Here is a 14,007-nt window from a genome sequence, read left to right as displayed (position 1 = left end):
ATGGCCGCCTACGAATACCTGGCCATGTGCGCCGCCGGCAAGAAATCCAACGGCGTACTGGAGGCCGACAGCCCGCGCCAGGCCCGCCAAATGCTGCGCGAACGCCAGCTGATCGCTCTGAAAATCACCACCAGCCAGGGCCATCGCAGCACCGTCCTGGGCGAGGTCAAGAGGGCTGGCGGCGGCCTCAGCAGCGCCGAGCTGGCCCTACTGACCCGGCAACTGGCAACCCTGGTGCAAGCCTCGCTGCCCCTGGAGGAAGTGCTCGCTGCCGTGGCCGCACAGTGCGAAAAACAGCGGGTAAAAAGCATGCTGCTGGCGCTTCGTGCTCGGGTCCTCGAAGGCTACAGCCTGGCCGTGGCCTTGGCCGCCTACCCCAAGGCCTTTCCCGACCTGTACCGGTCCACGGTGGCCGCCGGCGAACATTCAGGGCACCTGGACCAGGTGCTGATGAACCTCGCCGACTACACCGAAGCCAGCCAGGCCGCACGCCAGCAGATCCATCTGGCCATGCTCTATCCAAGCATTCTCATGGTGGCAGCCATCAGCATCGTCGGCTTCCTCCTGGGCTTCGTGGTGCCGGACGTGATCAAGGTATTCATCGACAGTGGCCAGGAGCTGCCGTTGCTGACCCGCGGGCTGATCGCCACCAGCGGCTTCCTGCGGGACTTCGGCCTGTTGCTGTTGATCCTGATCGGCGCCGCAGTGACGGCCCTGCGTATGCTCCTGAAGCAGCCGGCCAACCGTGAACGCTGGCATGCGCTGGTGCTGCGCCTGCCAATCATTGGCGGGCTGGTCAGGGCCAGCAACTGCACGCGCTTCGTCAGCACCCTGGCGATTCTCGGGCGCAGTGGCGTGCCGCTGCTGGACGCTCTGGCGATCGCCAGTGAGGTCGTTGCCAATCAGAAAATTCGTACCGGTCTGAAAGACATAGTCCGTGGCGTACGCGAAGGTATCAGCCTGACCCGAGCGCTTGAGCTCAACGGCAGTTTCCCTCCGATGATGCTGTACATGATCGCCAGCGGTGAACGCTCCGGTGAGCTGGACAGCATGCTCGAACGCGCATCCAAGCAGCAGGAAGCACAGCTGGCCAACCGCATCGCCCTGCTGGTGGGCCTGTTCGAGCCGGCCATGCTGGTGTTCATGGGCGCGTCCGTGCTGGTCATCGTCCTGGCGATCCTGATGCCGATCCTCAGCTTGAACCAACTGATCACCTGAATGTGGAATCCCCCAACGTGCACACACGAAACAAGCAACGCGGTTTTACCCTGATCGAAATCATGGTGGTGGTAGTCATTCTCGGCGTTCTCGCCGCCCTGGTAGTACCGCAGATCATGAGCCGCCCCGATCAGGCCAAGGCCACCGCCGCCCAGAGCGACATCCATGCCATTGCCATGGCCCTGGACATCTATCGCCTCGACAACCACCAGTACCCCAGCAGCCAGCAAGGCCTTCAGGCGCTGGTGAGCAAGCCCAGTGGCAGCCCGGCGGCCCGCAACTGGAACCCCGACGGTTACCTCAAGCGCCTGCCGGTCGATCCCTGGGGTAATGGCTACCAGTACCGGGTGCCCGGCACCAAGGGTGGCGCCTACGACCTGTTTTCCTTTGGCGCCGACGGCAAGCTCGGCGGCGAAGGCGTGAACAGCGATATTGGCAACTGGGAACAATAGACCGTGCAGCGCCACCGTACCCGGGGCTTCACCCTGCTTGAACTGCTGGTGGTAATTCTGCTGATCGCCCTGACCGCCGGCCTGGTCGGCATCGTACGCCCGGACTCCGGTGGCCGCCAGGCGCACCAGGAAGCACAGCGCCTACTGGGCCTGTTGCAGCTGCTGCGCCAGGAAGCGCTGCTCAACTACAGCGACTACGGCGTGCGAATCGAGCCCGACGGCTACTGGGTGCTGCGCCTGGACCAGCAGGGTCGCTGGATCGAGGACAAGGAATTTCGCACGCATGCATTACCCGCCAAATTGCGCCTGCGCCTGGACGTACCCGAGGCCGGCGCGGCCCTGGGTACCAGTGACAGTCGCACTGGCCTGCCGCAATTGCTGGTGCTTTCCAGCGATGAAACCAGCGCCTTCACCTTGTGGTTCGAATACCGCGACCAGGCACTGCTGAGCCTTTCCAGCGATGGCATACAGGATGCGCAAATTGAAACCCGGAACTGAACAGGGCTTTACCCTGCTGGAGGTCATGGTCGCTCTGGCGATCTTTGCCACCCTGTCGATCGCCCTGTTCAGTGCGGTGCAGCATGTGGCCATGAACAGCGCAAACCTCACCGAGCGCACCCAGGCGCTGTGGATCGCCGACAACCGCATGAATGAACTGCGCATCGGCCTGCGAGAGCCGCAGAGCCAACGCAGTGCGGAACAGATCGAGTTCGGCGGCCGCCTCTGGTGGCTGTTCAGTGATATCCAGAGCGCACCCGACAGCCGTCTGCTCAAGGTCCAGTTGCGCGTCTCCGTCGAAACCACCCAGCAACGCGCACGCCAGTACAGCCGTGCACAACTGCTTGGCTACATCGAGGCCCGGCCATGAACCAGCGCGGTTTTACCTTGCTCGAAGTGATCGTGGCCATGGCCATTTTCAGCCTGTTGGGCCTGGCCACCTATCAGATGCTCGACAGGGTGCTGCGCAGCGATCAGCGCATTGGCCTGCATGAGCAGCAATTGCGTCAACTGCAACGGGCCATGAGTGTGCTGGAGCGTGACCTGGTGCAAGCCCGTCGACACCCGCTGGCGGATGACCCCAGCCAAAGCCAGGCACTGATCAGCCAGCCTGACGGCATTCGCCTGGTACGCGGTGGCTGGCGCAACCCGCTGGAGTACCCGCGCAGCAACCTGCTACAAGTCAGCCACCGTTGGGAAGGCGGAAGCTGGGTACGCGACACCCTGTCCCTGTCCCAACCCCTGGCCGCCCCCGGGGCGGCACAGCCTCCACCCGCCCCCATCAGCCAGAACCAGCAACTGCTGGCTGGCGTGGAGCTGACTCGCCTGCGCTTTATCGATGCCCGCGGCCAGGCCCACGAACACTGGCCGGCAGGGACCGAAAGCCTGAGCCTGCCGGCGGCCCTGGAAATCGAACTGGATGCCCCCGGCTACCCACAGGTACGCCGGCTGATACTGCTGCCCGGCGGCCTCGATGCCCAGGAACCCGACGAGGCCGCTCTGCATGAATAACCTGGCCCGGCAACGAGGCGTGGCCCTGCTCAGCGTATTGCTGATCACCGCCCTGGTGACCATGGTGGTAAGCAATATGCTCGCCCGCCAGCGGCTCAACCTGCACGCCAGCAGCAACCTGATAGAACAACAGCAGCTCTGGCAACTGGCGCTGAGCGGTGAAGCCTGGGCCCGTCAACAATTGCTCGAAGACACTCGCAGCAAGGACGGCCTGCTGGTGACCCACCTGGGGCAGCACTGGGCGCAACCGGCGCCAGCGTTCAAGATCGGCGATGGACGCATTCATGTCCAACTGCAAGACCTCGGTGCCCGGCTCAACCTCAACAGCCTGCGCCAGCGCAGCGATCTGAACCTGCGTGCCCGCTACCAGCGCCTGCTGGCCTTGGAAGGCATCCGGGCCCACGACCCGGCACTCCTGGTCGGCCAGAACAACCGTGATGGCCTACCGCTGCCCTTGAGCGACCTCAGTGAACTGCGCCAACTGCCCGGGGTGGACAGCCAGACCCTGCAACAGCTTGAGCCGCTAGTGGGGGTATTCGGCAACAGCCCGATCAACGTCAACACCACCCGCGCCGAGGTCCTGGCCAGTGTTGAAGGCATCGACCTACCCACGGCTCGCATTCTGGTCAGTTCCCGTCCGGAAGGTGGCTATCCCGATATCACCCGTTTTCTTTCCAACCCGGTGCTCCAGGGCCGGGACATCAAACCTCAGGGGCTAGGCGTCAGCAGTCGGCAGTTCCGCGCCACCATCGATGTCGAACAGGGCCGGCAACGCCTGCGCCTGGTGAGCGACCTGCGAGTCATGGATAGGGAAAAGGTCCGGGTGCAGCAGCGCACGCTGATGCCCACTCCTCCTGAACAACCGAAGACCGAGTAGACCGACATGAGGCAGTGGCTTTATCTATCTCCCCGTGCCACCGGCAACATGCCTTGGCAATGCTTCTGGTGGCAGGCCGGTGGCCAGTTGCACCAGGGCGACCTGCAGCAGGCTGCGGCCGCGCTGGGCAACCAGCCCCTGAGCCTGCTGCTTCCCATGGAAATGGCCAGCCACCATCAGGTCAGCGTGCCCGCCCGCAGTGGACGCTGGCTGCGCCAGGCATTGCACAGCGCGCTGGAAGAACAACTGATCGATGAACTGGACAACCTGCACCTGGCCCACGGGCCACTCAAGGACAAACGCCATTGCGCGGTGTTGGCGGTCAATCGTCAGCACCTGAAGCAGTGCCTTGGACAACTGGCCGAACTGGGGTTGCAACCTTCGCATATTCATGTCGACGCCGATTGCCTGCCCCCAGACCAGCCCCGGGCCCTAACCTGGGACGGTCGCTGGCTGCTGGGAGGCAGCGCGCCGATGCGCCTGGCCCTGTACCCGTGCGAACTGGCGGACCTGGCCCCCCTGCTGCCGGCAGACTTGCACTGGCAGGGGCCGCAACCACCGGGCCTGGAAAGTTTCGACCAGCATCACTGGCAGGCCGATGAACGTCCCTGGGAATGCTTGAGCCAGGGTGCGCAGCAGGCCATCGACCTACGCCAGGGCGAATTCCTGCAGCGCCCCCGGCAAACGGCCCCCTGGCGCCTGGCCCTGCTCCTAGTGGTGGTGGCCGCAGGCTCCCACTTGCTGCAGAGCATGGGCCATCGCTGGTACCTGGAGCAGCAGAGCGAGCAGCTCCAGGCGCAGAACCAGGCGTTGTGGCAGGCCCATTCGGGTACTGAGGAGCCTGTGACCGACCTCGCCGCCCAGGTACACGCCAAGCAACAGCAAAAGGTCGAGAAAAGCTCCGGTAGCGCCCACAAACTGTCACTGCTGGCCGAGCAATGGAGCGCCAGTTACGGCGCCCTGGCCCAGGTACAGCGCCTCGATTACCAAAGCGGCGAAGGCTGGAACCTGCAGATCAGTGCACCAGCGTTCTCCGATCTTCAACAACTGCGCGAAGGCCTGATTGCCCAGGGCCTGGATGCCAGTACCGATTCTTCCGTCCGCGATGCCCGAGGGGTCAGCGCACGGTTGCAGATCAAGGAGTGAGGCATGGCCCTGCCGTTACTGAAAAAACCACTGTCCGCCCTGCTCCACCCCCCCCTGGGGCACTGGCATCGCCTGGCGAAACGCGAACAGCGAGCCCTGAAAGGGCTGACCCTATTCAGCGCCCTGACCGGCGCCTACCTTTTGCTCTGGCAGCCACAACAACAAGCCCTGCAGCTTGCCGAACAACGCTTTATCGAGGCCACACAATTGCAACGCCTGATACTCCAACTGCATGCCGGCAAACCTGCCAGCCCCGTCACGGCAATCTCGGCCGAGGCCCTGCCCGGCATGCTAGCCCGCTCCAGCAGCCAGGCCGGCATCAACCTGGAGCGCATGGACAACGAAGCGCTCGGTCGGGTCAGCCTGGCCCTGGAAGGCCCGCTCACCGGGGTGATCGCTTGGATTGATGAGCTTGAACAGAAACAGGTGGACGTGCTGGCGTTTTCCATCGAGGTCAACAAAGACGCGGTCGCCACCGCGCGAATGCAGGTACAGGCACGTTGAAAAACTGAACGCCCCAAGGAGTCCAGGACAAAAAAAGCCCGCCGAAGCGGGCTTTTTCAATGGCTCAGCACCTGTGATCAGTCATCGCGACCCATGATGCCGAACAGTTGCAGCAGGCTGACGAACAGGTTGTAGATCGATACATACAGGCTGATGGTGGCCATGATGTAGTTACGTTCGCCGCCGTGGATGATTGCGCTGGTCTGGAACAGGATGCACACCGAGGAGAACAGCACGAAGCCGGCGCTGATCGCCAGTTGCAGGCCGCTGATCTGGAAGAACAGGCTGGCCAGCACGGCGCCCATCAGGACGAAGAAACCGGCGGTGATGAAGCCGCCGAGGAAGCTCATGTCCTTGCGGGTGATCAGCACATAGGCCGACAGACCGCCGAATACCAGTGCCGTCATGGCAAAGGCCGAACTGACCACTTCGGCGCCGCCCTGCATGCCCAGGTAGCGGTTGAGAATCGGGCCGAGCAAAAAGCCCATGAAACCGGTCAAGGCGAAAGCCGACACCAGGCCCCAGGCCGAGTCACGGAGTTTGTTGGTGAGGAAGAACAGACCGTAGAAGCCGATCAGCACCACGAAGATGTTCGGATAACCGACACGCATCTGCTGTGCCACATAGGCCATCACCCCACTGAACGCGAGGGTCAGGGCCAGCAGGCCGTAAGTGTTGCGCAGGACGCGGCTAACCTCTAGCTGCTCGGCCTGCACGCCGTTGTTAACTGCGTAATCCTGTTCGCGCATGGCGACACTCCTGTTGGGGGAAACATTTAGTGGCATGGATGATAACAGAGGCTCTGTAACTCGCGACGCAGAGAGTTTGACAGTGTGTTTCATTCGGGTATTATGGCGCCCGCAATGCGATCTGGAGGTGTGGCCGAGTGGTTTAAGGCAGCGGTCTTGAAAACCGCCGACTGTAACAGGTCCTAGAGTTCGAATCTCTACGCCTCCGCCAAATCTCAACGAGAAAGCCCTGATTTTTCAGGGCTTTTTTGTGTCTGGCGTATTTTGCTCCCAGCCTCTCCTCACCGACCCAGCTCAAGCATTTTTGGACGCGTCCAAATACTTTGATCTTTTTGAGAGGCTTTCGCCTCAAACTACTGCAAGCGCAATATGCCGATGGCGCATACTGCTGTAGCCCTCCTCCGGCGTCCTGCCGAACGACCACATCCCCTATTCCACCCGACACCACCATGACTGCGCATACAAGGCGCCATCAACTTCCTCAACGCCATTGATGTTCATCCCGAGCTGAGCCATGCCATTGACCTTCGCATCGAGCAGCCGCGGGAACACGTCCGGCCCGGGATCGCTTTTGAATATCCAGGCCTGAACGCAAGGTCGTCCCAGCGCCTGGCTGTGGCTCTCCAGAATATGGATGTCTCCTTTGACAGGCTGGATCTTGCTGAGCCTTTCTGAAGGTATTGCTGCGCCACGCTCCCTGCGGCGAACGATAAGAAAATTCATGGGGGATCACGCCAAAAAGCTGTATATGCAAACAGTATTTCACCACTTAGCGTGCAATTGAGTTGATGCCGACAGACGGAGCTATGCTTTCTCCTCGGCAGGGAGAAACGTCTATGTGCGGACGACTTTCGCAATACCACGGCATTCATGACTTCGTCGCAGCCCTGAGCATGCCCGGGGCCCTGATCAATAACGTCGGTGATCAGCCCCTGGGGCGCTACAACGCAGCACCAACGATGCAGCTCGCCCTCTTCCACGTCGCCGAAGACAAACTACACGCCGACGCCGTGCGCTGGGGGTGGCGGCCGCACTGGGCCACGGACCGCGCGGCGCCGATCAATGCCCGCGTCGAGAAGGTCGCCCACGGGCCGTTCTTTCGGCAGATCTGGCCCCACCGAGCCATATGCCCAATCGACAACTGGTTCGAGTGGGTGGACGAAGGCGGCCCGAAGAAGCAGCCCTACCTGATCCGGCACCGGGACGGCTCGCCAATTCTCTGCGCTTCGATCGGACAGCTGCCTGGCCAGGACCGAAGCGAGCACAAAGGCTTTGTGATCATCACAGCGGATAGCGAAGGGGGAATGGTCGACATCCACGACCGCCGGCCTGTGGTCCTTGCACCAGACCTGGCCCGGGAATGGCTCGATCCGGCCACACCCAAGGAGAGTGCCGAACAAATGGTCCTGCACCAAAGCGAGAGGCCTGATGCGTTTGAGTGGTTTCCTGTTGAAAAGCTGGTCGGAAACGTAAAGAATCAAGGGGCTGATTTAATACGGATTATAAAAAACAGGGATTAAAAATTGCCAGCTGAAATTCAATACTTTCTGATAAATGCAGCCGCTGAAAAAGAATGGACAGACTATGCCTTCGGAATCTCATCAATTTTAATCGCAATAATTGCTTTATGCACATCAATATACCAATCAATTCTATCTAGAAATCACAACAAAATAACTGTAAGACCACATCTTGCAACTCACGTTGAGCAAGAAGAAGGGTTATTCAAAATGGAAATAAGAAATGATGGCGTGGGACCAGCCATTATAACCTCTGCCAAATTGCTATTCGAAGGCATTGAAGTTGAAGGAAAAGGTTCACAACTAATAGAAAATGCATTAAAGAAAGTTCCACACTGCAATATAGAATGCGTTGGATTTTTCACTCCTGTATTTGTTCTTCCACAAGGTGGAACTGTAGAGGTAGCCACAATATCTCACAGCAAAGACATTGAAAACCTCTCTGAACACCTAGAACAATATCTACAACTCGAAATTGAGTACCAAAGCGTATACGGCGAGAAATCCAGGCTTTCAACTCTAGATGACTAATTAAACATATTAGCCATATGTTTCAACTAAGGATTACACAGAACAGTCGGCTCCGAAGTTTACTTACCATTCTCACAATCCGTCATAAGCCTGCTCACACGTCACTCCCCTGCTCCGGCTTTGATCAGCAACTGCTGCCAGGTCTCCCGCTCGCTGGTCAGCGCGCTTGAGCAGGTCGGCAAGCACCAGGGCTGTGCGGGTTGCTGCCGCGCTTGCGGCGGCAGTGCAGGAATTGCTGCTGGCCGTACGCTTGAGGCGCTCGGTGAGATCGTCGATTGTCCGCTGCAGGCTCCCAGCAGCAGCGCGAGCGGTAACAGCATCAGCCATTGCATCATCGATTTTCCGTTGCCCATTTTGCACCGCCTTGTTGATTGAAGTTTGTCGGGCCTGCTCTTTGTCGCGCTCGGCTTTCTCGGCCAGACCCCAGGCCTGCTGGTCGCCGGCGTCCCGCGCATTCCAGCGCGCCTGCCACTCTGCGCTCTCGATCGACCGTCCGTGCTGATAGATCCCCCAGTAGGAAGCAAGCGCCAGCACCAACAGGCCGACACGTAACAGCCAGGCGCTCACGCCAGCACCTTCAAAGCCAGGTTGTAGAGTGCTTTCCGCTCCACGGCACCATTTGGCACCCGGCCTGGCTGTCCGGTGTTGATGACGCTGCCAATGTCCTGGATGCGACCGGCGTCGGCCATTTCGTTCAGACCATGGGTGGTCCACCACCACGCTGCCGATTGGGCGGCATGCTCAGGCTGTTCCAGCAGCTCTGGCTGCGCCTCCAGAGGCAGGCCCAGGCCGCTGGCGACAGCGCGGTAGTTGTTGCGTCCGGTGACCTGCAGCAGGCCGCGACCGCGGTAGCGGAAACCATCACCCGAGCTTTCCGGGCCATTGCCCATACGCCCGCCGTAAACAGCATTGCCGAAGCGCTCCGGCTTACCGCCCAGTTCATCCGCCCGCGGCACCAACGAACGCCACCGGCTGGCTACAGGAGAGGCCTGGCCGATCTGGCGGATGCGATCGGCGCGGTAGTTGAGATTTTCCACCAGCTTGCGCAACTGACCGGACTCATGACCGACCTGGGCCAGGAACGCGGCCTGGCGCACCCGGCTGTCGATCTTCCAGCGGGCCATAGCGCGGTTGAGCGCAGGAACAAAAACGCCCGCAACAGGGCGGGCGTTCGGGAGGATCTGCAGCAACTGCTGCTCGGTGATCGGCATTTATTTTTCTCCAGGCAATAAAAAACCCGCTCAGGGCGGGCGCATTCGGACGCTTCAGTTACAACTGTGGATTAAAGGGGTATGGGTATTCAGCAGTGTCTATGTACGAGCAAGAAGGCATGCGGTCTGAAAGCAGCGACATGAATCCCTGAGGGGTCGTGCTGTGAACGCCGGCGTAAGTAGTTTCCGGCGAGTTCCACATGCAGTGCACAATTGACCCTTGCTGGCCGTAGCATCCCTCATGAACAGCGCCTCTGAAGACAGTATCGCTGCCGAGCTGACTCACAAAGCCGCAGCCGCGGTCCCATGGAATATGCGCGGCATATGTCTTGCTTGGATTGAGGTTGACCGTGTAATTCACCCACAGGACGCCGCCGAGTGTCGAACCCGTGGGCTGAGGGATGAGCACTGCAACAGAACCACCGGAGAATGGCGTTTGCATTCCATTGGGAAATGTCACAGGGCCCGGAGGAGTCGAAGTGCCAATGACGTTCAACGGTCGCTGCAGACTATTGAACGTGAACCCTCCGCCCTCCTTTCGCGTCTTGAGCGCCGGCCCGGTAAAGATTGGCCGCATAATGTCGAAGCAGTAAACCTTAATGCCGCTGACTTGGCCGGCGAAGTAGAAAACTGTCTTGTTACCCTCCTTTGACTGAAACGGCTTGTTGCTTGCGCCAGTGACGAATACAAGCGGGCTGATTGCACCTTCAACTTCGAACTTGTAGATATTGTCGTAGAAGACACTCACTGCACCACTTGGCTGCAATCTGCTCCATGTACCCGCATATTCGACGGGTCCGCTCTTTATGAGACCGTAGATCGACTTCGACGTGTCATAGAGAACATTGCCGCTCTCGTCGCGGACTATTAGTGCGGTATTCATCAGTAGTACCCATAGAAAATTTCGCAGTTCATCGCAAAGCCGCCCGGTATCACGTACCCCCATTCGAGCCTGTTCTGCGTAATCGTGACGCCAGGCTTCTTGCCCGCTGTTCGCTGCGAGTCTTCCAGCGGCTGGATCACATAGAAGTAGGAACGGCCAGCCGGTAGCGAAATAGCTATCGCCCCGTCGCTGCGATCAGTGATGACCGAGCCAGCCCCCTGGCTCAGCTTTTTTGTCATCTTGGTTGTGATGTTGTTGTCTGCATCCCGAGTAATCAGCCCTGCCGTCATGTCGCGTCCACGCTCAGATCGATGGCTTTAACGCCATTCGGATGGAACACATACAGCCCTTTGTTATTGATCATGAGCCTTGCTCCTCCAGGGGTATTGCCCATCATCTGGAACGTTCCATCGGGGCGGAACGCCCAGCCAGAAACATCGGCCACATAGTTTTCCGACTGCAAGTTGCTGCCGATCTTGAGCATGTCGATTGAGCCGTTCTTGATGAACGCGGTGTCGATGTAGGCAGCATTGTTTTGAACAACAAACGGGTAATAAATCTCCGCAGCGTTCGGGTCGACAATTGCAAATCGGCTTGCGGCGATCAGCACCTGGCTGGTGATGATCCCTTCGTTGTTCTCCACGCCGACACCAATGCCGGCCAGGTATGGCTTGTTGTCGACCGTGAGCTGGGTCTTGATCGAGTACATGGCCGCGAGCTCGCTTTTCAGGGCCTCGACCTCAATCTGCGCACCGCCGCCCGATTCGATCTTTTCAACCAGGTGCTGGCTCAACTGCGTCTCGGTGATCTGGTCGTTCAGGTACTCAAGAATCACACCGGCATCGGCCGAGGACTGCCCCATCACCGGCCCGTAGAACGCTCCGACGTTACCGATGCGGTCCACCAGCCTGGCCCAGAAGAAGAACCGCACGCCGGCGGCCAGGCCCATGATGGTCAGGTCTGTTTGCGGATAGGCGTAGTCGCCGAACTTCGTAGCCGTGGCCACCTGATTGGTCTGGCTGTACCAGATTTCGGTTCGCTGCAGGTCCGCGGTGGTGATTCCGGCCGGGATGCCCCAGGCCAACTTTATACCGAACACGATCGACTCTGCGGTGAAGGACGACGGCACCGGCGGCGGCGTGGTCTTGCCGTTCAGCACAGTCTCGACTGAGGTCGCGAACACTGAGCCGATGTCGAGCGAGTTTATGGCCCGCACCTTGGCCACATACCGCCCCGCGTAGATTCCGCTCACATCGATGGACGTGGTGCCCGTGCGGCCGGCAAAGATCCAGTCACCGTCGTTCTTGCGCCAGTAAACCTCGTAGGCGATCGCCGCTTCTGGCTTATCCCACTCAATCGTCATGACGCTGACCGCGCTGCCCTGGTCGACAAAGTGGTCATTGCTCACCGTCACGTTTGCCGGCGGCCGCTGGACACTCGGCGGGATCACTGTCACCGGTGGCCGCTCGATGCGCGTGCCGTTGTCGATTGCGCCGTACTTGCTCGCGTTGTGGCGTACCGCGCTGATCGTGAACTTGATCTCCGAGTCTGAGAAGTCCTCAGCAACGGACATCACGCGAAACAGCTGGGTGGCCAGGGTTGTGGAGTCAATCGCCCACATTGAGTGCTGGGGTGGTAGATCGTCCAGGTTCTGGACCAGTACCACCTGCTGGACGTCAGACGGAAAGCCCGTGGTGTCGAACGTGATCCGGCCGTTGTCCCAGGTGATCCCCGTGCTGTCCCAGGTCAGCGGGTAACCCACCGACTTGATCTTCCGCGAGACAGCCGTGCCGGTAGGCATGATCACGGTAATCGTGTCACCCGGGTATGCCTTCACATCGGCATCCAGTATCAGGGTGTCGAGCGTGGACGAGCGCAGGCGCCCACCAATGCGCCGCCCTGCCCGATCGTTGTCAGCGATGCGGATAATCTGCCCAGGGCGTGCCAGGGTGCCGTCCAGGCCCACAGAGAACCCAACGCTTTCAGTTTCCAGGCGGTTGGTCAGCAGCGCCCACTTGCCGATGCGTTGCGCCTGGGCCTGGGAAGTGCAACCGGTGGCTGTGATCTCGGTCTGCTGGATGCCGTAGCGGGTGATCCCGGCCTGGTCGTCGACGTACTCGACTTTCTGCCGGTAGAAGTCGGCCGGGTCGTTCCAGCTGACCAGGGCCACGGTGTAGCGGGTCTTCTTCGCCGAGCCGAAATAGCCAAACTTGCCGTCGATCACGTTGGCGTTCGAGTAAGTGTAAACCGGGTCCTCGGGTATGTCGGCAATGGCCATGACCGAGCCGGCTGCCCAGTAGGACATGCCTCGAAAAGTCGTGGCCAGGTCCTGCAGCACGTCCAAGGCGTTGGAGCGGGTCTGCAGGAACAGATTGCAGGTGAACCGCGGCTCCATGCCGCCCTTCCCGTCCGGCACCATCTGATCGCAGTACTGGCCGATGCGGTACAGCTCCCAGCGGTCCACCTGGCCCTCGTTCAGCAGATGACCCAGGCCATAACGGAAGTGCAGCAGCAGGTCGTAGAAGATCCAGGCCGGGTTATCAGTCCAGGCTAACTTGAACGAACCATCCCAGATGCCGGAATACAGCCGGCTTTCCGGGTCGTAATTGCTCGGCACGCGAATAATGCGGCCGCGCAGGTCGAAGGACCGGGTGGGGATCGCTTGGAACTGCGAGGCATCGAACTGCAGGCCGACGACAGCGGAACCCGGGTAGCGCAGCTTGGCGTCGATGACCTCGGTGATCGCGTCGATGTTCGTCTTGTCCGCAATGGCGCCAGAGGTGCTGTTCGGCGTCAGGCGGGTAACGCGAATCTGCCAGTTACTACTCGCCGGCGGCAGGTCTACCCGATGGGAACGCTCGTACTTCGTCGAGGTCTTGCCGCTGAACGCCGAGGCCAGCACCTGCGCATAGGGCCCGCCGTCGGTGGAAACCTCGATCTTGTATTGCACGGTGTAGCCGTTGGTGTCGCCGTTACTCGTGTTGGTCTGGGCCAGGCGTGGGGTGGACAAGCGCACGCGCACAGCCGACAGCTGCAGGTTCTGCACAGCGCGAACCCAGGGCTGGCCATACTTCAGCTCAACACCCACCGCGATCTCGCTTTCGACCGCTGGAAAGCCCGGGATATGCAGCTGATCCTGGCTGCCTGTGCGGGCGTCCAGAGTGACACCGCTGAAGTTACGGGTGCCGTCGGCATTGGCCAGCGGAGTCTCGTCGAGATAGACCGAGCGCTCACCCGCGACCAGGCCCTGGATCTCGCCTTCGCTCACCAGGTCGAGGATCCGCGCATAGGCGGTGCTCTGCAGGCTATCGGGGGCCTCGACAGACGGCCGCGGCTTCGACTCGCCGCCTTTGGCGCCGGTGATGTTCTGGTTATTCATGGCTTTCCTTCAGGCGAAAAAAAACCCG

17 protein-coding genes and 1 tRNA gene are annotated in these 14,007 nt (G+C 60.3%); 11 read left to right on the top strand and 7 right to left on the bottom strand.

From position 1 onward, the window contains the following. Genes gspF through AC1RL5_RS00470 form a run of 8 tightly spaced genes read left to right on the top strand, consistent with a single transcriptional unit; the run spans nucleotide 1 to nucleotide 5,706 of the window. A complete protein-coding gene (gene gspF, locus AC1RL5_RS00505) occupies nucleotides 1-1,218 on the top strand; it encodes a type II secretion system inner membrane protein GspF (RefSeq protein ID WP_072449894.1) in 1,218 nt (405 codons plus the stop codon). 17 nt (nucleotides 1,219-1,235) lie between these two features. Further along, nucleotides 1,236-1,670, top strand: a complete 435-nt coding sequence (gene gspG / locus AC1RL5_RS00500) for a type II secretion system major pseudopilin GspG (RefSeq protein ID WP_072450556.1) — start codon at nucleotides 1,236-1,238, stop codon at nucleotides 1,668-1,670. Nucleotides 1,671-1,673: 3 nt separating this feature from the next. Then, nucleotides 1,674-2,168 carry a type II secretion system minor pseudopilin GspH gene (gene gspH, locus AC1RL5_RS00495; protein ID WP_123578008.1) on the top strand — a complete coding sequence of 165 codons (495 nt, stop codon included), beginning with the start codon at nucleotides 1,674-1,676 and terminating at the stop codon, nucleotides 2,166-2,168. Then, on the top strand, nucleotides 2,143-2,538 hold the full coding sequence (gspI, locus tag AC1RL5_RS00490) for a type II secretion system minor pseudopilin GspI (RefSeq protein WP_065363296.1): 396 nt from the start codon (nucleotides 2,143-2,145) through the stop codon (nucleotides 2,536-2,538). Before gspH ends, gspI begins: the two co-directional genes overlap by 26 nt. Continuing rightward, nucleotides 2,535-3,179 (top strand): type II secretion system minor pseudopilin GspJ, encoded by a 645-nt coding sequence (gspJ, locus tag AC1RL5_RS00485; RefSeq protein WP_065363295.1) that lies wholly within the window; start codon nucleotides 2,535-2,537, stop codon nucleotides 3,177-3,179. The genes gspI and gspJ overlap by 4 nt, the downstream gene beginning before the upstream one ends. Beyond that, nucleotides 3,172-4,056 (top strand): type II secretion system minor pseudopilin GspK, encoded by an 885-nt coding sequence (gene gspK, locus AC1RL5_RS00480; RefSeq protein ID WP_072449892.1) that lies wholly within the window; start codon nucleotides 3,172-3,174, stop codon nucleotides 4,054-4,056. Before gspJ ends, gspK begins: the two co-directional genes overlap by 8 nt. A 6-nt stretch (nucleotides 4,057-4,062) precedes the next feature. Further along, a complete protein-coding gene (gspL, locus tag AC1RL5_RS00475) occupies nucleotides 4,063-5,202 on the top strand; it encodes a type II secretion system protein GspL (protein WP_123578009.1) in 1,140 nt (379 codons plus the stop codon). Between the two features lie 3 nt (nucleotides 5,203-5,205). Beyond that, a complete protein-coding gene (locus tag AC1RL5_RS00470; RefSeq protein ID WP_072449890.1) occupies nucleotides 5,206-5,706 on the top strand; it encodes a type II secretion system protein M in 501 nt (166 codons plus the stop codon). 77 nt (nucleotides 5,707-5,783) lie between these two features. Here the strand turns inward: AC1RL5_RS00470 and AC1RL5_RS00465 are convergent, their stop codons facing one another. Further along, nucleotides 5,784-6,455 carry a Bax inhibitor-1/YccA family protein gene (locus AC1RL5_RS00465; protein WP_011062013.1) on the bottom strand — a complete coding sequence of 224 codons (672 nt, stop codon included), beginning with the start codon at nucleotides 6,453-6,455 and terminating at the stop codon, nucleotides 5,784-5,786. Nucleotides 6,456-6,578: 123 nt separating this feature from the next. Between AC1RL5_RS00465 and AC1RL5_RS00460 the strand changes: the two genes are divergently transcribed. Continuing rightward, a tRNA-Ser gene (locus AC1RL5_RS00460) sits at nucleotides 6,579-6,666 on the top strand. A 218-nt stretch (nucleotides 6,667-6,884) separates the two neighbouring features. Here AC1RL5_RS00460 and AC1RL5_RS00455 read toward each other — a convergent pair. Then, nucleotides 6,885-7,178 (bottom strand): hypothetical protein, encoded by a 294-nt coding sequence (locus tag AC1RL5_RS00455; RefSeq protein ID WP_041752365.1) that lies wholly within the window; start codon nucleotides 7,176-7,178, stop codon nucleotides 6,885-6,887. Nucleotides 7,179-7,291: 113 nt separating this feature from the next. Between AC1RL5_RS00455 and AC1RL5_RS00450 the strand changes: the two genes are divergently transcribed. Both AC1RL5_RS00450 and AC1RL5_RS00445 read left to right on the top strand, forming a co-directional pair. Continuing rightward, entirely contained in the window at nucleotides 7,292-7,975 is a 684-nt protein-coding gene (locus AC1RL5_RS00450; RefSeq protein WP_492589054.1) for an SOS response-associated peptidase family protein, read from the top strand. A gap of 3 nt (nucleotides 7,976-7,978) precedes the next feature. Further along, nucleotides 7,979-8,506, top strand: a complete 528-nt coding sequence (locus AC1RL5_RS00445; protein WP_146043141.1) for a hypothetical protein — start codon at nucleotides 7,979-7,981, stop codon at nucleotides 8,504-8,506. A gap of 72 nt (nucleotides 8,507-8,578) precedes the next feature. Here AC1RL5_RS00445 and AC1RL5_RS00440 read toward each other — a convergent pair whose 3' ends face one another. The 5 genes from AC1RL5_RS00440 to AC1RL5_RS00420 are packed head-to-tail and all read right to left on the bottom strand — an operon-like array spanning nucleotide 8,579 to nucleotide 13,979. After that, nucleotides 8,579-9,073 carry a DUF2514 family protein gene (locus AC1RL5_RS00440; RefSeq protein WP_492589056.1) on the bottom strand — a complete coding sequence of 165 codons (495 nt, stop codon included), beginning with the start codon at nucleotides 9,071-9,073 and terminating at the stop codon, nucleotides 8,579-8,581. Further along, a complete protein-coding gene (locus AC1RL5_RS00435) occupies nucleotides 9,070-9,717 on the bottom strand; it encodes a glycoside hydrolase family 19 protein (protein WP_492589057.1) in 648 nt (215 codons plus the stop codon). The genes AC1RL5_RS00440 and AC1RL5_RS00435 overlap by 4 nt, the downstream gene beginning before the upstream one ends. Nucleotides 9,718-9,775: 58 nt before the next feature. Further along, entirely contained in the window at nucleotides 9,776-10,600 is an 825-nt protein-coding gene (locus AC1RL5_RS00430) for a hypothetical protein (RefSeq protein ID WP_492589058.1), read from the bottom strand. After that, nucleotides 10,600-10,890 (bottom strand): hypothetical protein, encoded by a 291-nt coding sequence (locus AC1RL5_RS00425; protein WP_492589059.1) that lies wholly within the window; start codon nucleotides 10,888-10,890, stop codon nucleotides 10,600-10,602. The genes AC1RL5_RS00430 and AC1RL5_RS00425 overlap by 1 nt, the downstream gene beginning before the upstream one ends. Beyond that, nucleotides 10,887-13,979, bottom strand: coding sequence for a TipJ family phage tail tip protein (locus tag AC1RL5_RS00420; RefSeq protein WP_492589060.1), 3,093 nt, complete (start codon nucleotides 13,977-13,979; stop codon nucleotides 10,887-10,889). The genes AC1RL5_RS00425 and AC1RL5_RS00420 overlap by 4 nt, the downstream gene beginning before the upstream one ends. Nucleotides 13,980-14,007: the final 28 nt, after the last annotated feature.

This window comes from Pseudomonas sp. GW822-FHT06D10 (assembly GCF_058799535.1).
This window is presented reverse-complemented; position numbering and strand designations above follow the sequence as displayed.